This window comes from Nocardiopsis lambiniae, from assembly GCF_031845465.1.
Lineage (GTDB): Bacteria > Actinomycetota > Actinomycetes > Streptosporangiales > Streptosporangiaceae > Nocardiopsis > Nocardiopsis lambiniae.
Genome location: NZ_JAVREP010000004.1, coordinates 245169 through 264755 on the forward strand (window position 1 = coordinate 245169; position 19587 = coordinate 264755).

General features: G+C 69.6%; 21 protein-coding genes. 13 read left to right on the forward strand and 8 right to left on the reverse strand.

Translation table 11 applies throughout. The features are described 5' to 3' along the window. The first annotated feature begins 53 nt into the window (after positions 1–53). Complete coding sequence (locus RM479_RS08805) at positions 54–509, forward strand: transposase (protein ID WP_311511226.1); 456 nt, start codon at positions 54–56, stop codon at positions 507–509. A 56-nt stretch (positions 510–565) separates the two neighbouring features. On the opposite strand, the gene RM479_RS08810 is transcribed toward RM479_RS08805, so the two are convergent. Continuing rightward, positions 566–1546 (reverse strand): CPBP family intramembrane glutamic endopeptidase, encoded by a 981-nt coding sequence (locus RM479_RS08810; protein ID WP_311511227.1) that lies wholly within the window; start codon positions 1544–1546, stop codon positions 566–568. A 304-nt stretch (positions 1547–1850) separates the two neighbouring features. Beyond that, positions 1851–2495, reverse strand: a complete 645-nt coding sequence (locus tag RM479_RS08815; RefSeq protein ID WP_274809535.1) for a hydrolase — start codon at positions 2493–2495, stop codon at positions 1851–1853. 300 nt (positions 2496–2795) lie between these two features. Between RM479_RS08815 and RM479_RS08820 the strand changes: the two genes are divergently transcribed. The 6 genes from RM479_RS08820 to RM479_RS08845 all read left to right on the forward strand — a co-directional run bounded on the left by RM479_RS08820 (position 2796) and on the right by RM479_RS08845 (position 7340). Then, entirely contained in the window at positions 2796–3755 is a 960-nt protein-coding gene (locus RM479_RS08820) for a DUF5996 family protein (RefSeq protein WP_311511228.1), read from the forward strand. A 171-nt stretch (positions 3756–3926) separates the two neighbouring features. Next, positions 3927–5036 carry an LLM class flavin-dependent oxidoreductase gene (locus RM479_RS08825; RefSeq protein ID WP_311511229.1) on the forward strand — a complete coding sequence of 370 codons (1110 nt, stop codon included), beginning with the start codon at positions 3927–3929 and terminating at the stop codon, positions 5034–5036. Next, on the forward strand, positions 5033–6085 hold the full coding sequence (locus RM479_RS08830; RefSeq protein WP_311511230.1) for a pirin family protein: 1053 nt from the start codon (positions 5033–5035) through the stop codon (positions 6083–6085). The genes RM479_RS08825 and RM479_RS08830 overlap by 4 nt, the downstream gene beginning before the upstream one ends. Positions 6086–6112: 27 nt before the next feature. After that, positions 6113–6511, forward strand: a complete 399-nt coding sequence (locus RM479_RS08835) for a GNAT family N-acetyltransferase (RefSeq protein ID WP_311511231.1) — start codon at positions 6113–6115, stop codon at positions 6509–6511. Continuing rightward, entirely contained in the window at positions 6508–6963 is a 456-nt protein-coding gene (locus tag RM479_RS08840) for a carboxymuconolactone decarboxylase family protein (RefSeq protein WP_311511232.1), read from the forward strand. The genes RM479_RS08835 and RM479_RS08840 overlap by 4 nt, the downstream gene beginning before the upstream one ends. Positions 6964–7085: 122 nt before the next feature. Next, positions 7086–7340 carry a hypothetical protein gene (locus RM479_RS08845; RefSeq protein ID WP_311511233.1) on the forward strand — a complete coding sequence of 85 codons (255 nt, stop codon included), beginning with the start codon at positions 7086–7088 and terminating at the stop codon, positions 7338–7340. Here RM479_RS08845 and RM479_RS08850 read toward each other — a convergent pair. The 5 genes from RM479_RS08850 to RM479_RS08870 all read right to left on the reverse strand — a co-directional run bounded on the left by RM479_RS08850 (position 7337) and on the right by RM479_RS08870 (position 11813). After that, a complete protein-coding gene (locus RM479_RS08850; protein ID WP_311511234.1) occupies positions 7337–9142 on the reverse strand; it encodes a carboxylesterase family protein in 1806 nt (601 codons plus the stop codon). The genes RM479_RS08845 and RM479_RS08850 overlap by 4 nt on opposite strands. Positions 9143–9457: 315 nt before the next feature. Further along, complete coding sequence (locus RM479_RS08855; RefSeq protein WP_311511235.1) at positions 9458–9766, reverse strand: GNAT family N-acetyltransferase; 309 nt, start codon at positions 9764–9766, stop codon at positions 9458–9460. Between the two features lie 397 nt (positions 9767–10163). Beyond that, a complete protein-coding gene (locus tag RM479_RS08860; RefSeq protein ID WP_311511236.1) occupies positions 10164–10559 on the reverse strand; it encodes a nuclear transport factor 2 family protein in 396 nt (131 codons plus the stop codon). An 85-nt stretch (positions 10560–10644) separates the two neighbouring features. Next, positions 10645–10869, reverse strand: a complete 225-nt coding sequence (locus RM479_RS08865; protein WP_311511237.1) for a (4Fe-4S)-binding protein — start codon at positions 10867–10869, stop codon at positions 10645–10647. Positions 10870–11183: 314 nt separating this feature from the next. Beyond that, on the reverse strand, positions 11184–11813 hold the full coding sequence (locus tag RM479_RS08870; RefSeq protein ID WP_311511238.1) for a TetR/AcrR family transcriptional regulator: 630 nt from the start codon (positions 11811–11813) through the stop codon (positions 11184–11186). A gap of 122 nt (positions 11814–11935) precedes the next feature. Between RM479_RS08870 and RM479_RS08875 the strand changes: the two genes are divergently transcribed. Continuing rightward, complete coding sequence (locus RM479_RS08875; protein WP_311511239.1) at positions 11936–12985, forward strand: methyltransferase; 1050 nt, start codon at positions 11936–11938, stop codon at positions 12983–12985. A 134-nt stretch (positions 12986–13119) separates the two neighbouring features. Then, positions 13120–13845 carry a flavodoxin family protein gene (locus RM479_RS08880; protein ID WP_311511240.1) on the forward strand — a complete coding sequence of 242 codons (726 nt, stop codon included), beginning with the start codon at positions 13120–13122 and terminating at the stop codon, positions 13843–13845. Positions 13846–13895: 50 nt separating this feature from the next. On the opposite strand, the gene RM479_RS08885 is transcribed toward RM479_RS08880, so the two are convergent. Beyond that, a complete protein-coding gene (locus RM479_RS08885; protein WP_274809556.1) occupies positions 13896–14363 on the reverse strand; it encodes a MarR family winged helix-turn-helix transcriptional regulator in 468 nt (155 codons plus the stop codon). Between the two features lie 111 nt (positions 14364–14474). On the opposite strand from RM479_RS08885, the gene RM479_RS08890 reads away from it, so the two are divergent. The 4 genes from RM479_RS08890 (at position 14475) to RM479_RS08905 (ending at position 19305) form a co-directional block, all read left to right on the forward strand. Next, the gene (locus tag RM479_RS08890) at positions 14475–15236 is read left to right on the forward strand and encodes a MerR family transcriptional regulator (RefSeq protein ID WP_311511241.1); all 762 of its coding nucleotides are present in this window, start codon (positions 14475–14477) and stop codon (positions 15234–15236) included. 205 nt (positions 15237–15441) lie between these two features. Further along, positions 15442–17007: an MFS transporter gene (locus RM479_RS08895; RefSeq protein ID WP_311511242.1), complete on the forward strand. Its 1566-nt coding sequence runs from the start codon at positions 15442–15444 to the stop codon at positions 17005–17007. Next, a complete protein-coding gene (locus RM479_RS27590) occupies positions 16940–17326 on the forward strand; it encodes an alpha/beta hydrolase family protein (protein WP_397221688.1) in 387 nt (128 codons plus the stop codon). The genes RM479_RS08895 and RM479_RS27590 overlap by 68 nt, the downstream gene beginning before the upstream one ends. A 308-nt stretch (positions 17327–17634) precedes the next feature. Next, entirely contained in the window at positions 17635–19305 is a 1671-nt protein-coding gene (locus RM479_RS08905) for an alpha/beta fold hydrolase (protein WP_311511243.1), read from the forward strand. Positions 19306–19587: the final 282 nt, after the last annotated feature.

Sequence of the window (19587 nt, forward strand, 5' to 3'; positions counted from 1 at the left end):
AGAAGAGTCACCGTGATCGCTCCCGGTTGCCGCTCGCTGATAGCGAACGCACCGTGCGCCGCCACCTTGAACCGCTCCGGATCAACGGGCGGCCCGCACCGCCGCTGCCCGAGGCGCCGACCGTCCGCGAGGCCACTGGGCTGATCACCAGCCTGACCAGCCGATTGAAACCAGAGGAGGAGGTGAAACCGAAGCAGTTGCTCGGCCGCTGTCCGGAGCCGGACAGGGTCGCCGGGTGCGTGCGCTCCTTCGCCACGATGATGCGGGAGAAGAAAGGACAGGACCTGGAGACATGGCCGGCCACTGCCGAGGCGACCGAGATGCAGCCGGTGCGGAGCTTCGCCCGCGGATCGCGCCAGGACTTCGACGCGGTGACCGCCGGTCTCGCCCTTGGGTGGAGTTCCGGCCGTGTTGAGGGCGACGTGTGCCGGATCAAGGCGCTCAAGAGGGCCGGGTACGGCCGTGCCGGGGTCGAGCCGCTGCGCCGCCGCATCCTCGACGCGCCGTGACAGAGCGTGGCGGCTTCACAGAGATCGGATCAGAGCCGTATCTCTACCGTCCGCCGTCACAAGCCGTTCCTGAGACGGGATCGAGCCCGGTCGCCCTGGTCCTCGTGCGGCTCCAGCGGTGTCCTTGCCGGGCCGGTCTTGCGGGTCCGGAACCACACGACCGCCGCCGTGCCGACGAAGACGACGGTCGACGTGATCAGCAGAACGCCGTCCAAGCCGCCGGCCGAACGGTCGAACCTGACCGAGATATCGGCGTTCAGGGCGATCCAGAAAATGAAGGTGAGCGTGTTGAGGACCGAGTGGAGGACAGCCGCGATCTCGATCCCGCCGGTTCGCCAGGTGACGTAACCCGTGACGATGGAGAAGAGAAGATAGAACACGTTCCACCACGGGTCGCTCGCGGTGTGGATGACGCTGAACAGGGCGGCCGACACACCGATACCCAGGATCAGCGAGGTCCACCGACCGCGCCCCCAGCCGGCCGCGACACGGAAGACGAGCCCGCGCAGCCCGTACTCCTCGCCCGTCGCCTGCAAGGGGACGAGAAGAACGGTCACGACGAGCATCCAGATGACGTCCTCGCGCTGCCACACGGCGGTCACCCCGGGGGACACGAACTCGAAGACGGCGAGCGCGACCAGGAGGGCGGGAGTGATCGTCAACAGCGCTCGGGCGAACAGGTCGAAGCGGAAGCTCGACACGACCGAGCTCAGAGTAGCGCCGCGCACCCCGTACAGCCGGCGCTGGAGGAACATGCTCCACGGAATGACCAGGGCGACGGCGATCAGACCGAGGGCATGGGCCAGCGGGGTGAGGACCAGGCGCTCGTCACTCGGAACGCCCGGCCACAGGATGCCGTCGATCCATGCGCCCACCATCTGGAACGCGATGATGGCGCCGAACATGCCCCCGAGGAGCAGGACGATGGCGAGGATGCCGCGGCCGATGCGGCGTTCCTCCCCCGCCAGCACCCGGTGGTACTCGACCCCCGGCGGGACGGGCTTCGGCCCTCGGTGTTCACGTGTCTTCGCGGTCATGGCCACGCTCCTTCATCGATCGTTCGCGGATCAGGCCGAACAGAGGTGGGCGTCCCCGTGGGGGCGCGAGTGAGCGGTGGCGGCGCGGGCAGGCGTGAGCACGGGTTCGCTCCGGTTCCACTTCGCCACCCGGCGCGCGCCGCCCACCGGTGATCCACCCCTGGGCGCCGAGACCCGGACGCTCTGCTTCGCCGCCGACTCGGTGCTCACGCAGGAGCCCCCGACCGCAGCACCCGAGGACCGGTGGAACCCGCCACCGCACCCCGGCACGGCTTCTTCCCGGGGGTGCGGCACCGCCGCCGGGTCAGGAACGGGTGGCCAGCAACTGCATCTCCCAGGCGAAGGCGACGCCGCTGGCACCGCCGTGCTGCACCAGGATCTCGGCTTGGCCCGACGCGGTCTCCTCGCGGGCCCAGTCGCGCTGCCACTCGGCGACCACGGCCAGCCAGTTGAGCGGCGTCACGTCGGCCTCGATCATCCGCCGCACGGCCATCTCGTGCGCCTCCAACGACACCCCGCCCGAAGCGTCGGTGACGGCGTAGACGTCGTGGTCCTCGCCCGCCGCCTGGATCGCCGGCATGGCCACACAGATCTCCGTCCAGAGTCCGGCCATGATCACCTTCTTGCGGCCGGTCGCCCTGACGGCTTCGACGACCCGCGCGTCCTCCCAGGTGTTGATGAGCGTGCGGTCGATCGGCTTCTGCTCCGGGAACACGTCCTGGATCCCCTGGACGAGATGGCCGCCACGGTCCGCGAGCACGGTCGTCAGGATGGTCGGGACGTCGAACAGCTTGGCGGCCTTGGCCAGGCCGACCGCGTTGTTGAGAACGACGGACGGCTCATGGCTGTGCAGGTTGGCGACCTGGAACGGCTGGTGGTCGATGAGGAGGAGGACGCTCTCCTCCGGCGTCAGCAGGGCGTCGAGTCCGTTCTTGGCCTTGGTGCTCATGGCGGTACCTCTCGGGGGTCTCGTGTTCCGGGGGCCCGGACGGCGGGTGGCCGCCCAAGTAGATGACACATCATCCAAATTAGCATTTTTCGATGACGTGTCAACAAAATACGAGCATGGGCCCCGAACCGCCAGGCCGCGGACAGGGCTCGCCAGAAAGTTGATTTATCATCTACAGTTCGGAGGACACATCACTCACCACCGAGATCCGCGCCGAGCCGGGAGAGCCGGGGACGCAAGGCTTCACCGGTAGGACACGACCCCCGCCCCAGGTGGCGCGGCGAAGGAAGCGAGAACCAGATGAGCGACCCGTCAACGACGGACTGGCCGAGCCTGCGGGTCTCGGACTGGACGGACACCCGCGACACCCTGCACATGTGGACCCAGATCGTGGGCAAGATCCGTATGGCCCACGCCCCGCTGGTCAACCACTGGTGGCAGGTACCGCTCTATGTCAGCCCGCGCGGACTGACGACCTCCACCGTCCCCTACCGCTCGGGGGCCTTCGAGATCGAGTTCGACTTCGTCGGCCACCGGCTCGACATCCGCAGCAGCGACGGCGGAGCAGAGGGCTTCCCGCTACGTCCCATGACCGTCGCCGCGTTCTACTCGCAGGTCCTGGACCTGCTCGACCGGCTCGGGATCGACGCGCCGATCCGGCCGGTCCCCAACGAGGTCGACCCGGCGATCCCCTTCGCGCAGGACCACGAGCACGCCTCCTACGACGCCGAGGCGGCCACCCTGTTCTGGCGCCAGCTCTTGCAGGCCAACCGGGTGGTCGGCGAGTTCCGCTCGCACTTCGTCGGCAAGGTCAGCCCGGTGCACTTCTTCTGGGGCGGCATGGACCTGGCCTGCACCCGCTTCTCCGGCCGACCGGCCCCCGAACACCCGGGGGGTGTCCCCAACTGCGGGGACTGGGTCATGGTCGAAGGCTACTCCCGGGAACTGTCCAGCTGCGGCTTCTGGCCCGGCGGCGGCGAGGAGGGCGCCTTCTACTCCTACGCCTACCCCGCACCCGACGGGTTCGCCGAGCAGTCGCCCGGTCCCGAGGGCGCGTACTACAGCACCGAGTTCCAGCAGTTCCTGTTCCCCTACGAGGCCGCCCGCACCGCACCCGACCCCGACCGCGCCGTGGCCGAGTTCCTGCACAGCACCTACGAGGCCGCGGCGAACCTCGGACACTGGGACCGCCCCGCACTGGAGGACGACCCCCGACGATGGCACACGGCTCCCGCCACCCCGGGGAACGACGGAGCCTGACCGGACGGCGGGCGGGGGGAAAGCACGAACCTCGCCGATACGGCGGCGGAACCTCCGAAGACCACAGTTGCTTCATCAACCGAACGTCACGAGGTCGCGACCAGGGACGACCTGGCCCGGCCTCTCGTCCACCACGCAAGTCGACACGGCAACCACATGGAGGCGGGTGCGATGCAGTTCGGGATCTTCACCGTCGGTGACGTGACACAGGACCCCACGACCGGCCGGACACCGACCGAGCACGAGCGGATCAAGGCGATGGTCGCCATCGCGCAGAAGACCGAGGAGGTCGGGCTGGACGTGTTCGCCACCGGTGAGCACCACAACCGACCCTTCGTGCCCTCGTCCCCGACCACCATGCTCGGCTGGATCGCGGCGCGCACCGAGCGGATCATCCTGTCCACGTCCACCACCCTGATCACCACCAACGACCCGGTGAAGATCGCGGAGGACTACGCGATGCTCCAGCACCTGGCCGATGGGCGCGTGGACCTGATGATGGGCCGCGGCAACACCGGCCCGGTCTACCCCTGGTTCGGCAAGGACATCCGCCAGGGCATCCCGCTGGCGCTGGAGAACTACGCCCTCCTGCACAGGCTCTGGCGCGAGGACGTCGTCGACTGGGAGGGCAGGTTCCGCACCCCGCTGCAGGGGTTCACCTCCACGCCCCGCCCGCTCGACGGCGTTCCACCGTTCGTCTGGCACGGCTCCATCCGCTCGCCGGAGATCGCCGAGCAGGCGGCCTACTACGGAGACGGCTTCTTCGCCAACAACATCTTCTGGCCCAAGCGGCACTTCCAGAAGCTGATCGGCCTCTACCGCAGGCGCTTCGCCCACTACGGCCACGGCACCGCCGAGGAGGCCGTCGTCGGCGTCGGTGGCCATATCTTCATGCGGGCCAACTCCCAGGACGCCGTGCGGGAGTTCCGCCCCCACTTCGACCGCTCCCCTCTGATGGGCGGCGGGCCGTCGCTGGAGCAGTACATGGAGGAGACCCCGCTGACCGTCGGCAGCCCGCAGCAGGTCATCGACAAGACCCTCACCTTCCGCGAGAACTTCGGCGACTACCAGCGCCAGCTGTTCAACGTCGACGGTGTCGGGGTCCCGCTGAAGACCGTGCTGGAACAGCTCGACCTCCTCGGCGAGGAGGTCCTGCCGACCCTGAGGAAGGAATTCGCCAGGAACCGGCCGGAGCACGTGCCCGACGCCCCCACGCACGCCTCGTTGCTCGCCGCTCACGCATCAGGCCATGCCCGTGAATCAGGAGGAGCACCGCAATGACCAACACAGAGACCCGTCCGGACGTCTTCGTGTGCGGCGAGGGAGGCCTCCCCGGCCCCTTGGCCGCGCGTGAGGGCGGCGCTCCGGTCGAGATCATCACCGCCCGCACCGTCCCCCTGGGCGGGCCGCGCGCGATCAACGTGCGCCGTACCCTGCCGCAGCGGCAGCGCTCGCTGATCGGCGCGTGGTGCTTCGTCGACCACTTCGGCCCGCACGAGGTGGCGGACACCGGTGGAATGGACGTGGCCCCGCACCCGCACACCGGGTTGCAGACCGTCAGCTGGCTGTTCGACGGCGTCATCTCGCACAACGACTCCGGCGGGAACGCCGCCACCATCCGGCCCGGGCAGATGAACCTGATGACGGCGGGCTCGGGCATCTGCCACTCCGAGACCTCCACCCCGGAGGCGGTCCGCATCCACGGTGTGCAGCTCTGGGTCGCCCTGCCCGACGAGGTCCGGCACCGCCCGGAGCGCGGGTTCGAGCACTACGTCCCCGAGCCCGTCGAGTTCGACGCGGGCACCGCGCTCGTGTTCCTCGGCTCCCTGCTCGGTTCCAGGTCGCCGGTGAGCATGTACACACCGTTGGTGGGGGCCGAGATCAGGCTGCGTCCCGGCGGGGTCCTCGACCTTCCCGTCGATTCGGGGTTCGAGCACGGCCTGCTGGTGGACACCGGCGAGGACGTCAGGCTCGAAGGCGTGCACGTGCCCAAGGACGCCGTGGGCTACACCGGTGTCGGTGCCGAAACCCTACGCATGGCCAACGAAGGAGACCGACCGGCCAGGCTCGTCCTCCTGGGCGGTACCCCCTTCGGCGAGGAGGTCCTCATGTGGTGGAACTTCCTGGGCCGCACGACGGAGGAGATCACGCGCTACCGCGAGGAATGGCAGAACCACGGCGAGCGGTTCGGGCGGGTGGAGGGGTACGTGGGGCACGGCGGTCCGGGCCGCAACCGTGAGGGTATGTCGAGGATTCCGGCCCCGGAGCTGCCGCCGGTGCGGATGCGCCCCAGGAGGAACCCGCCGCCCCACGCACAGTTCAACGGCTGATCAACAGAAGCAGAAGAGGAATCCGTCATGACCGAACAGCGAACGGACAAGACCGGTGCTCCGGTGTCCATAGCGCTCGACCAGAACCGCGCCATCAGCGCCTACACCGTGAGCGTGGACGGGGGAACCCTCGCCGGACGCGCGGACTTCGTCGACCCGCCGCGGGCCGCCGACGAGCGCGTCTTCTTCCACACCGAGGTCGATGCGGAGTTCGGCGGCCGGGGCCTGGCCGGGCTGCTCGTCCGCGAGGCGCTGGCCGACAGCATCCGCAGGAACCTCACCGTCGTGCCCGTGTGCCCGCTGTTCGCCAGGCACCTGAAGGAGCACGGCGACGAGTACGAGGCCGAGGGCGGGAAGTTCCGTCGGCCGCGACCGGGTGACCTCGCGCTGGTCAAGGAGACGGTCCAGAACGCGGGTGACGCGTGAACGCGGAGCGCCCCTTCATCGACAAGGAACACCCCAAGGTCTACGGGGCGATGCTCAAGGCGGCCACGGCCTCCCGGACCGCGTCGCACGAGGCCGGTCTGGGCGACGACCTCATCGAGATGGTCAACATCCGGGTGTCCCAGATCAACGGGTGCTCGACCTGCCTGAGCATCCACTTCCCCAGGGCGCTCAAGGCGGGTGTGGAGCAGAGCACCCTGGACGTGCTGCCCGCGTGGCGCGAGACGAAGCTGTTCACGGATCAGCAGAGGGCCGCGCTCGAACTGGCGGAGTCTCTGACCGTGATCGACCCGACCCTCGACAGGCAGGCCGTCAACGCCCGTGCGGCCGCCCACCTGACCACCGCCCAGATCTCCGCGGTGGAGTGGACGACCACCCTGATCAACGCCTTCAACCGCATCTCGATCGCGAGCGGACATCCGGTGATCGGGTAGGAAGAGGCCGGGCGGGAGTGGGTGGGACGGGTCGGTGGTTCCCACTGTCGTGGCGGTCCGCGGCACGGACGGATCGCGACGGCGGTGGGACGGCCGCACCGCGTGGACGGGGTCGGGAACTGATGCGTGTTCCCCTGCTCGACCGCTCACGGACGCGCGACGTCGGCGGATTCCGCGCGCAGCGCCCGGTCGAGGAGGTGCGTCGGCTGCTCGACGGAACGACCCGGGAGAGGAGACTCAAAGCGGTGGACGACCGGGGGGACCGTGCGGTCTTCGGCACCTCGGGGCAGGTGGAGAGCTCGCTCACCGGGCTCGTCGAGCGCACCGGCGCCTCGGAGGTTCTCGCGAACGTCTGCTCCTGGGGGTCGGTCTCCTAGGGGATCGGTCCGTCGTGGTCCATCCAGAAGTCGACGGCCTCCGGGCGCGGGCGGGGCGCCATCGAGCTGCCGCCGTCGAACGCCATGACCTGCTCGGGAGCCTCCCGCACCGTCGGCCAGGCGGGGAGGTCGGGCCCGTTGGGGTCGCCGGTGCGCACGAAGTTGACCCAGTAGGCGCTCATCTGGTCGCGGAGCCGGTAGTCGGTCTCGGTGTAGTCGGCGTCGCCGTCGGTACCGAGGTTGTCGTAGGCGTAGGCCACCTCCGCCCCGTGGTAGGCGCCGTACTTCTCCAGGCCGTCTTCGGGCGGGACGTGGGAGAAGTGGTAGAGGTAGGCGTCCGATTCACCGGTCCGTGTCCGCAGGCGTGCCCAGCGGTGCATCGCCCGGGTCATGACCTTGTCGGTCCGGGCCTGCAAGAGCGAGTCGAGGACCTGGTCCTCGGTCCGTCCGGGGTAGAGCTCCAGGAACCGCTCCGCGTTCTGGCCGTGTTCCTCCAGAACCGACGCGCGGTACTCGTCGACGTCGGTGTCGGGTGGCAGGGCCAGGAGCAGGGAGGCCTCGTCGGCGTTGCTGCCGACCAGGACCGGTACGTCCAACTGATCGCCGGAGGCGTGGATGTCCGCGGGTGCCGCGGGGAGTACGTGGCCGTCGACGAAGGGCCGCCAGTGGCCGTCCAGGGATTCCGCGGCGGCCAAGACGCGGTCCAGGGGCATCGCCCGCATCTCCTCCAGGGTGGCTCCGCCCAACGCCCGGCTCAGCCGGAGCCCGGCGTCCGTGGCAGCCTCTCTCGTGTCGAACTGGTCGCCCTGCTCTGTGTCGCCGGTGGTGCCCATACAGGCTCCGCTGCCCGCGATGAGGCCGTCCACGAGGTTCTCGGTCAACGGGGTCGCGCCCAGGAGGCACACGCTCTCGCCGCCCGCGGACTCTCCGGCGACGGTGACCCGGTCGGGGTCGCCGCCGAAGGCCGCGATGTTGTCGCGGATCCACTCCAGGGCGGCGATCTGGTCCTGGATCCCGTAGTTGCCCGAGGCCTCGCTCCCGGATTCGTCGGCGAGATCGGGGTGGGCGAGGAAGCCGAGGACGCCCAGCCGGTAGTTGAGGGTCACGGTGATCACCTCGCCCCGAGAGGCCAGGGCCGCTCCGTCGTAGAGCGGCAGCGCACCGGAGCCGGTCTTGAAGCCGCCGCCGGGGATGTAGACGAGGACGGGCAGCCGATCCGCGCCGCGCTCGGTCCCCCGCCAGATGTTGAGGGTGAGGGCGTCCTCGCTGACCGGATACGGGTTGAGGAGGGTCCCCTCCAAGGGGACGTCGATGACCTGCGCGAGCGCGCGGGTGGTGAAGGTGGACTCGCTCTGGACGGGGACGTCGGAGAAGCGGTCGGCGGTGAACACCTCGGTGCGCGGCAGGGGCGGTCGGGGCGCCCGCCAGCGCAGCTCTCCCTCCGGCGGTCGGGCGTAGGGGATGCCCGCGAAGATCTCGACCGTGCCCGGGTCGTCGAGGACCCCTCGGACGGGCCCCTCCCGGGTGTCGACGAGTTCGGTCGGGGTGCGGTCCTCACCTCCCGCGAGGCGGTTCTGCGGCGCCGGATGGGCCGCCACCGCCGTGGCGCACACGAGCGCGCCCGCGAGCAGCCAGGCCCCGGTCCGCAGGAGCCGGGGGCCCCGCAGCCACCAGCGGGCCGTCGCGCCCAGGGCCACCAACGGCATCGCGATCAGCGCCCACCCCCACCAGGGACTCTGGTTGAGCCACAGGATCACGCCTGCGACCAGCGCGATGGCCGACAACGGCAGCAGGCGCCACAAGGGCCGGAGCCCTCGTGATGCACCGGCCGGTCGAGGCTCCCGCTCGCCGATTCCCATCTCTCACCCTCCGTTCCCGGGGGCCGTCCCCGGATCGAGCACCCTCGGGTCACGCGTCGACGGCAGAGAGGCCGGGCTCCGATTCCTCCTGTTCGGAGCCGAGGTCGTCGATCCCGCGGAAAGCCGGTGCCGCCAGGGCCGCGCCGCCCGGCACCGGCCAGGGTGAGGCCCATACCGCCCACCGGCGAACCGGGGCGACGCTGCCGCAGTTCGCCGGGCACGAGTTCCGATCAGCCGCATCGGGTGGGCGGGATCCGGTCAGTCGCCGACCTTGCTCCTGGACTGGTACACCAGGTCCTGGTACTCCGGGTGACGGGAGATCCAGGCCGCGAAGAAGGGGCAGGTCGGCAGCGCCCGCAGGCCCGCGGCCCGGGTCTCGTCGAGGGCCGTGCGCACCAGCGCCGACCCGACGCCCCGGCCCTCGTACTCCGGCGCCACCTCGGTGTGCACGAACGCGACGAGTTCGTCCGTACGGATGTACTGCGCCACCCCCGCCACCTCGGACGCCCCGTCGACACGGGCCTCGTAACGCTTCACCGCGGGCGCGTCGTTCACTTCGACAGCCATGAGCACTCCTTCTTCTCCGACGACTTCCGGTCAGCGGCACACTATGTGAATCTAGTTGACCAATCAACAACTGGCGGTGGGGACGCGTTCCCCCTGTGGCTGCCACGGCGGCTCCTCCGCGAGTACCCGCCGCCGCTGTGCGGCCCAGGCGGTCAGGCCGGTCCAGAACGTCGTGAACACGGCCGTGACGCACGCTCCGAGGAGCATGAGGGCGCGCGCTCTCGCGAAACTCCCGCACGGTGACGAACACCGATGGGAAACCCTGGGCCCCGAACCAGGTCAAGCGGAACCGCGCTCCGGGGCGACTCGACCAAGATTCCTCTGACCGGGCCGGAACACCCGTTCCGGGACCCGACCCGTTCACGGCACGACCTGGCGGGCCGTCCCGTGAACGAGTTCAGACCATGGGGTTCTTGCCGGCCGTGGATTCGGGGAGGGTCAGCTCCTGGACGACGTCCCAGTGCTCGACGATGCGGCCGTCCTCCAGCCGGAAGATGTCGACGATCACCACCGGGCCGGGCCCCCAGCCGTGGACGAGGCTGTGGGTGAAGACGAGGTCTCCCTGGGCCGCGGTGCGCTGCGGCTCCCAGGAGAACCCCTCCAGGCCGGGCACCACGGCGCGCAGCGTGTCGAGGCCGTCGGGCATCTGCGGGCTGTGCTGCACGTACGGCTCGGCCCAGTACCGGTCCAGCGCGGTGAGGTCCTTCTCGATGAAGAGCTCGCGCATCGCGGTGAGCACGATCTCGGTGTTGCGCTCGGCCGGCTCGGTTTCGGTGACGGTGTCGGGGTTCATGGTCAGGCCTCCGTGATGGTTTCGACGAGGTCGTACAGGGTGCCGTCGACGGTGACGTCGGAGCACGGGCTCGAAAGCCGTCGTCTCAGCCGACGCGGCGGTAATCGAGCGCGCCCGAAGGGCAGCGCCGCACCACCTCGGCCGTGCGATCGGCGGAGGCGTTGTCCGGCCGGATCCATGGACGCCGTTCGATGGCGAACACCTCGGGCAGACCGCGAACGCACTCGGCGGCGTGCCGACAAAGCTCCGCCTCGAAGGTGACCGCGATCGAACGCCCCTCGTACGTCTTCTTTCCGGATTCGCCGCTCATGCCTGCCCCTGTCACCGCGGTGCCCGCCTCCGACCGGCTCGGGCCGGTCCGGGCCTGTTTGGTTCGACCTGGTCGTCACGCTAGCAACATGTAGTTGATACATCAACTCACTTGCCGGGAATTGACTGTCCGGACCTTGACTTTCGAAACACCATAAACCCACTTCAGGGCAGGTTTTTGACACTCCGCACCGGAATCAGAATTTGATGATTGGTCAACCAGTGGGGTTTAATCATGCGTATCGCCGCCACCAGAGACGCGGCTGCCCGGTCATTGAGAGACCGTTGGGGGGAAGGGCGATCCGACAGACGAGATCAGCCGGAGCCCGGCCCGCCCAGGGCCGTGACCGCCTGGGCGCCGAGCCAGGATTCGGCCCGGCCGTGGTCCCAGCCGCAGTCATGGAGCAGGGTGCGCCAGGCCGCGATCCCGAAACAGAACCAGAGTCGGTCCGAGACCTCCTCGGTGTCCAGGCCCTCGGGCACCAACCCCTTCGCGACAAGGACGGTCGCGGCTTCGCGCAGCGCGCCGCGGTAGCTCCCCATGACCTGCTGCCAGATCCGGTCGGCGCCCTCGTCGCCCAGCGAGGCGTACAGCAGGTCGATCGAGTCGCCGAAGCGTTCGTGGTCGGAACGGGTTCCCCGGGCCAGGCAGGCGGTGGCCGTGGCCAGGTCGGGCGCGGAACGGAGTTCCTCGATGGTCGCGGGGGCCGAGGATTCGGCCACGTCGAGCCTGAGCAACTCGCGCAGAAGCTCGGCCTTGGTACCGGCGCTGGCGTACACCGTCTTGACCGCGGTTCCGGCCTCACGAGCGATGTCGGACATGGTCACTCGCGGATACCCGCGGCTGACGAACAGCCTCCGCGCCGCGTCGAGGATCTCCTCGCGGGTGCGGGCGGCGTCGCGTTCACGGCGGGGGGAGCGGTAGGCCCTGGGCTCGGAAGACACCCATGGATTCTATCTGCTACACACTTGACGTATTCAATGCACACCTTCTAACCTCAATTTTGGCCGATAGCGCGGACGTACCGCTGAGCGTGCGGTCCGAACCCAGGGAAACGAGATTCACCATGGCCCCAGAAGTGGCGTCGGCCCCCTCGAACGAGCAGTCATCCGGCACGCTCTCCGCTCAGATGGCGGGGATGTTGTCGGGGTTCACCGTCTCCCAGGCCCTCTACGTGGTCGCCAAGCTCGATCTCGCGGCGAAGCTGCTCGCGGGACCGCGGACCGCCGCCGAATTGGCGGAGGAGACCGGCGTGTTGGAGGACCCGCTGCGTCGGGTCCTGCACACCCTCAGCGGCGTCGGTGTGGTGACCCACCAGGCGAACGATCGTTTCGCCGTCACCGACCTGGGCGCCACCCTGGCCGAGGACACCCCTGGTTCCCTGCGCGGAACCGCGCTGCTGTGGATGGAGACCCACTACGAGGCGTTCGGGGAACTCCTCGGCACGCTACGCACCGGCCGAACCGGGTTCGCGCTCCGCCACGACCAGGAATTCGTCCCCTACCTGCGCGAACACCCCGAGCACCTGCCCAGCCTGACCTCAGCGATGGCCGAGCTGAACGGGGGACCGCGTCAGGCCCTACTGTCCGACTACCGGCTGCCGGAGGGCGAGGTCGTCGCGGACATCGGCGGCGCCGACGGTTCGGTGCTCGCAACCCTCCTGGCCGACGCGCCCCGGCGTCGCGGCGTCGTCATGGACCTGCCCGGGGTCGTCCCCGCCGCCACCGCCCGGATGAGCGCGGCCGGACTGGCCGACCGGGTGAGTGTGGTCGGCGGCGACTTCTTCGCCGGGGTGCCCTCGGCCGATGTCTACCTGCTTTCCGCGGTCCTGCACGACTGGTCCGACGAGGACTGCGCGCGGCTGCTCGCGCGCATCACGGAGGCGGCCCGACCGGGTGCCCGGCTCGTGGTGATCGAGTCGCTGCTGCCCTTGGGCGACGAGCCGCACCCGAGCAAGTCGAGCGATCTGATCATGTTGACGATGGCCGGCGGGCGGGAACGTACCGAGTCCGAGTACACGGCTCTTCTGGGCGCTGCCGGGTTCGTCGTCGACAGGACCGTCGTGGCCCCTGCCGGCGGTTACTGCGCCATCGAGGCGACCCTCAAGGCCGCTTGACAACCGCACACCGGGCCCTCCCCAAGCCGTTGGCCCGCCCCGTCCCGCCTTCTCTTCGCCGCCGACCAGCGGACCGAACGGACAACAGAACCGAATCTCCGGTCGGCACGACCGAACCTCCGAAAGGACATCCCATGACCGTACCCGTGAACGAGAAGCCCGACTTCAGCGGGCTGCGCGCGCTCTACATCAACTGCACCCTCAACCGGTCCCCGCAGCTCAGCCATACCCAGGGGGTGATCGACCGCAGCGCGGCGATCATGGAGGCGAACGGGGTCGGCGTGGACCAGTTCCGCGCCGTCGACCACGACATCGCCACCGGGGTCCGCCCGGACATGACCGAGCACGGGTGGGAGACCGACGAGTGGCCCGCGCTGCTGGAGCGGGTCCTGGCCGCCGACATCCTGGTCATCGCCGGATCGATCTGGCTGGGCGACAACAGTTCGGTGACCCGTCGGGTGATCGAGCGGCTCTACGGCTACTCCGGTGTGCTCAACGAGCAGGGGCAGTACGCCTACTACGGGCGCGTGGGCGGCACCCTGCTCACCGGCAACGAGGACGGCCTCAAACACTGCGCGATGAGCATCCTCTTCAGCCTGCAGCACATCGGTTACACGATCCCGCCCCAGGCCGACGCCGGTTGGATCGGTGAGGTCGGCCCCGGCCCGTCCTACCTGGACGAGGGCTCCGGCGGCCCGGAGAACGACTTCGCCAACCGCAACATCAGCTTCATGACCTACAACCTGATGCACACGGCCGCGATGATCCGACGCGCCGGCGGCTTCCCGGCCTACGGCAACCAGCGCGCGGCCTGGGACGCCGGCTGTAGTCCCGACAACGCCAACCCCGAACACCGCTGACCGTCGGGGAAGGCTGACGCGGATCCGTGCGAGGGGGCCGTGCCGCCGGCTCAGTCCGCCTGCTTCTCCATATGTTCGAGGACGCGATGGGAGAGTCGGGCGAACGTGATGAGCTGGTTCGGGGTCAGGGCATCGATGAACAGACGGCGGACGTGCCCGACGTGCACGGGCGCGGCCTCCTGGATCGCCTGGTAGCCGAGAGGAGTGGCGACGACGAACGCTCCGCGCGCGTCGTCGGGGCATTCCCTCTTGGTCACGAGTCCGCGCTTCGCCATCCGCGTGACCTGGTGGGACATGCGGCTCTTCTCCCATTCGGCGAGTTTGGCCAGTTCCAGGAAGCGCATCTCCCCGTCCTTCGCCTCGGTGAGCCGGACGAGGACCATGTAGTCCGCGGCGGACAGTCCGGAGTCGGAGCGGACGAGGCGGGACAGCCTTCCGATGAGTGCTTCCTGCATACGGATGAAGTTTTCCCAGGCCCTCTGTTCGTCCGGGCTGAGCCAACGTGGTTCCTCACTCATGGGAGCAGTCTACAGAATTCGTTGACACTTCATCGAAATGAGCCCACATGACGACGGCGATGAACCCCGGCCGCCGGGGGTCCGTGGATCGCAACTCCGAGGAGTCATACGATGCTCAGCAGTGAACTCGCCGCACTGGCCGGTGTCACCGTCCGCACGCTGCGCCACTACCACCAGATCGGTTTGCTGCCCGAACCACCGCGTTCGGCCGGGGGCTACCGGCGCTACGACGTGGGCGACCTCGTGCGGCTCCTACGGATCGCGAGGCTGACCGCGCTGGGCATCCCCCTGTCCGCGCTGCCGACGGTGCTCGACGACCCCACCGCCGCAGAGGAACTGCTGGACGAACTCGACCGCCAGGCGGCGGCCGAGATCGAACGGCTCAAGACCCGTAGGGCGGACATCGCCGCCCTGCGCAGCAGTGGCTCCCCGCCCGACCTGCCCCCGGAACTGTCGGTGTGGCGTTCGCCCCCTGGGGCCGGGGTGCCCGAGGACATGGCCCGGCTCGAACACGAACAACTCGTCCTGCTCGGACACGTCCTCGGCCGGGAGGGAACAGTGGGCCTCACCGCCCGGCTCGGCGCGGTGGGCAGGGAGATGCTCGCCCGGTTCGAGCCGCTGACCACACGCTTCTACGCCCTCGGCCCCGACAGCACGGAGGAGGAGGCCGAGTCGTTGATGGACGATTGGCTCGCCGCGCTCGAACCGGTCGCGGCTCGACTGGTCGGTGTATCCGACCCCGGTCCGAAGGTCTCGGCCCTGCTGGACGAACTGAACGAGCAGGCCCTCAAACCCGTCCAGCACCGGGTACTGCGCCGTATCCAGGAGCGGTTGGCCCTCGTGCGGCGGCGGAACGGAACCGAGCAGGGCTGACCGGCCCAGGAGCGGGGCGGGCCCGTGCGAACCTCGGCCAGGGGCCACGAACCGCCTCCCGGGCCGGGTACCGGCCCGTACCTCGCATGTCCCGAACCCGTCGACCCCTCTGTGGCGGAGGTCATGACGGGCGCCATTGACTCCGACGCGACGTCGGAGTTTCTACTGAGCGCTGTCCGAACAGATCAACGCTCAGGGGCCCACCATGACCAGCCCTCCCAAGGCCACGACCAGGACCTGGATCGGCCTCGCCGTTCTCGTCCTGCCACTGCTGCTCATCACCATCGACGGAACCGTCCTGATCATGGCCCTGCCCGCCATCTCGGCGGAGCTGAGCCCCACGGGCACCGAGCAGTTGTGGATGATCGACATCTACTCGCTCGTCCTCGCCGGTCTGCTCGTGGCGATGGCGACCGTCGGAGACCGGTTCGGCAGGCGGCGGAACCTGCTCATCGGCGCGGTCCTCTTCACCATGGCATCCGTACTCGGCGCGCTGGCCACGGCGCCCTGGATGCTGATCGGCGCTCGTGCGCTCCTGGGTGTGGGCGGTGCGTTCATGATGCCCTCGACGCTGTCCCTGGTCCGCAACATGTTCCTCGACCGTCAGCAGCGCCGTTACGCGATGGCGGTGTGGGGTGCGATGGCCTCCGTCGGCGCGGCTGCCGGACCGATCGTCGGCGGCTGGATCATCGAGACCTTCAGCTGGCAGGCCGCGTTCCTGATGAACATCCCCGTGATGGTGGTCCTGCTCATCCTGGGTCCGGCTCTGCTTCCCGAGAGCCGCAACCCCGATCTGCACAGGATCGACCTGCCCAGCGTCCTGCTCTCCTTCGTCGGACTGATCGGCGTTGTGTACGGCATCAAGACGCTCACCGGAGACGAGGGTCCGGCCCTGGGCGTCACCGCCGTGGTCATCGGGCTGATCGCGATCGGCCTGTTCGTTCGCAGGCAGCTCGTGCTTCCCACCCCGCTCATGGACGTCCGGTTGTTCAAGATCCGGTACTTCCGCGGGGCCGTCGTCACGGACGTCCTGTCCATCTTCGCCATGGTCGGAGCCCTGGTGGCGCTCGTCCAGTTCCTCCAGCTCGTGCTCGGTCTCAGCCCGTTGCAGGCATCCGTCTGGCTCATGCCCCAGGCGCTCATGGCGGCCACCGCGGCCTTCGTCGCGGCCGCACTGGTCAAGCGCTTCCTCCCCGCCTACGTGATCGCCCTCGGGCTCACGATCGCGGTGTCCGGGTTCGTGTTGACCGCCTTCCTGACCCCTGCGTCGAGCCCCGTACTGGTCGGTGCCTCACTGGTACTGGTCTCGCTGGGCGCGGGCATGGCTCTGACCCTGAGCAACGACATCATCATGAGTTCCGTCAAGCCCGAGCGCGCCGGACAGGCCGCCGCGACCTCCGAGACCGCCTACGAGATCGGGATGACCCTGGGCACCGCGGTCCTGGGCGGGGTTCTCGTCTCCTGGTACACCCGGACCGTCCTTGCCGGAAGCCACGCCATGGACCTCACGGCGGGCCTCACCGAGCGGGTGTCCTCGACCCTCGCGGAGGCCCTTCTCGTCGCCGCCGAACTCGGGGGTGACACCGGAGCCGCCATTGTGGGGCTCTCCCGAAGCGCCTTCACCGAAGCGATCACCGTGACCGGTCTCGCCGGCGCCGGCGTGATGGCCTTCGCCGCGATCTGGTCCCTGGTCACGCTGAGGGGTGCGTCGGCGCACCAGGACCTCGCGGCCGAACACGAGCGCGAGGACCGGCTCGAACACGAGCACTGACCCGCGACCGCCCGGCCCTGCCCGTTCACCCACCCTGCCGGTCGGTGTCGAGCAGGACGGCCTGCTCGACGCCGTGGACCGGGCCGTCGGCCAGGGCTGCACCGACCCCGACCGGGTCGGTATCCACCGCTCCTCCTACGGCGGCTACGCAGCCCTGGTGGGGGCCGCCTTCACCCCGGACCGGTTCGCCGCGGCTGTCGGCTACACCGGCAGGTCCGGCCCGGTCGACCCGACCGAGGGGATCGTCCCGTTCGCCCGCAGCAGTCTCGTGAACCACTACCTGCGCTACTTCGGCGGACGGTCCTCGACCACCTCCTGACCCACCCGCCACCTTCACCGACGACGCCCACGGCCTGCCGGCGGACGTGGACCGCGCGAACTCCCGGCAGTTCACCGAACACGCCCTGGCCGCAGAACGGTCCGTCACGCGTGCTCGGCCGGCGGGAAGAGCAGGGGTGGGTCCGGCACCGCGCCACAGCCGGATCATGACCGCTTCCGGCCGGCTCGGGCCATTGGTGACTTTTGACCGTTTCGCTGTCCGCGGGACGGTGCTTACGGTGGCCGGGCCGATGCACACCCCGGCGTCGCCCCCGCGGCCCCGGCCGGAGAAGCAAAGGAACACCCCCCGTGCGCACAGCACCCGTCCTCACCTGCGCCGGCACCCTGGTGCTCGCCCTGGCCTCATCCCTGGCGGTGGCCGCCCCGGCCGCCGCCGACGACCCCCTCCGGGCCTTCCACGAGCAGGAGGTCGTCTGGTCCCCCTGCGAGGAGCACCTCCTACGCGACGTGGAATGCGCCTGGATCGACGTCCCTCTGGACTACGCGGACCCCGGAGGCGAGCGCGCCTCCATCGCCATCAGCCGCAACCGCGCCTCGGACCCCGAACGACGCCGTGGCATCCTGCTCACCAACCCCGGCGGCCCCGGCGGCACCGGCCGCCAAATGGCCGTCGGCGACCGCCCCGACCACGGTTTCTCCTCCCTGGGAGCGCAGCGCGTCGCCGAGGTCTACGACGTGATCGGGATGGACCCGCGCGGCAGCGGCGCCTCCACCCCCTACCTGGACTGCGGTGCGCACTACCCGGTCACGGACCCCCGGCCCACCGACGACGCGCTCTCCGGCCACACCCGCGCGGTGATCGCCGCCCAGCGAGCCTGCGAGAGCGCCCACGGCGGCCTGATCCCGCACATGACCACCGAGAGCACCGCCCGGGACATGGACGTCATCCGCGCCGCCCTGGGCGAGGAGCAGATCTCCTACCTCGGACGCTCCTACGGCACCTACCTCGGTGCCGTGTACGGCAGCCTGTTCCCCCAGCGCCTGGACCGCAGCGTCCTGGACGCCGCCGTTCCACCGGAGGGCATGTGGCGCGACGTGTTCACGCTCCAGAGCGAGGGCGACCGGGCCAACGTGGAGCGCTACACCGCCTGGGTGGCCGAGCACGACGACGTCTACGGTCTGGGGTCGACGCCCGAGGAAGTGCTGGCCGTCTTAGAGGAGACCCGCGCACGACTGGTGGAGAGTCCCCGCCACGACCAGTGGCCGGACGATCCGGAACCGTGGATCTTCACGGCGGACCACTTCGACTCACAAGTGGGTCATGGGGCACGTTTCCAGGAGGACTGGGGCCCCTCGACCGCCGTCCTCTGGTACATCGTCAACGACCTGCCCTACCCCGAAGTGGAGTGGCCGGAGGATCCCGAGTGGCCGGAGGAGCCCGAGTGGCCCGACCCCGGGATCGACTACGACAACGTGTCCCTCATGATGGCCGTGCTCTGCGAGGCCGAATGGCCCACACGCCTGTCGGACTACTACGCCGACGTCCGGGAGGTCCGTGAGCGCAGCCCCTACGGCGTCGGGGCGATCTGGCACGTGCCCCAGCCCTGCACCTTCGCCTCGCACACACCCGCTCCACTGGTGGAGCTGGAACGCGAAGGCTACCCGCGCGGACTGGTCATCGGAGGCGAGTACGACGCCAACACCGTCTACGAGGGGGCGGAGCGCATGGCCGATCGGCTGGACAACGCGTTGATCACCGTCACCGACGAGGGGGACCACACCTTCTACGGGCGCGAGGGGATGGACTGCGTGACGGCGGCGGTGGACGCCTACCTGGTGGACGGCGTCCCGGCCGGGGACGCCCGGTGCGCCGGGCGTCCCCGCTCCGAGGACCCCCTCGACCCGCAGGAGGAGATGGGAGGTGCGGCCCGGGTCCTGGACGCCGACCCGCTCCGTGACCCGCTGCGGGCCGGCCCCATCTCCTTCGGGATCTCGGACGGGGGCCACCGCTTCCCGTAGCGATCCTCATCGCCCCGGGCTCTCCGTCTCCGACGGACTCCGGCGGTCGAACCGATACCGAACCGGCCGCTGCGTCAACAGCCGGAGGCGCGCACCCGGAGGCCGATACGACCGGAACCGTTGTTCGCTGCCGAGATGATGCTGCTGACGGCGCTGCGCGCGGATGGGCCCCGCGGCCCTCGCCGGCCCACTGCCCCGAGAAGGAGGAACGACACCGTGGGAAACGACCTCAAGGGCCGCGCGACCGACTGTCCGCGCGGCCTCGAACAGACCGGCCGGGAC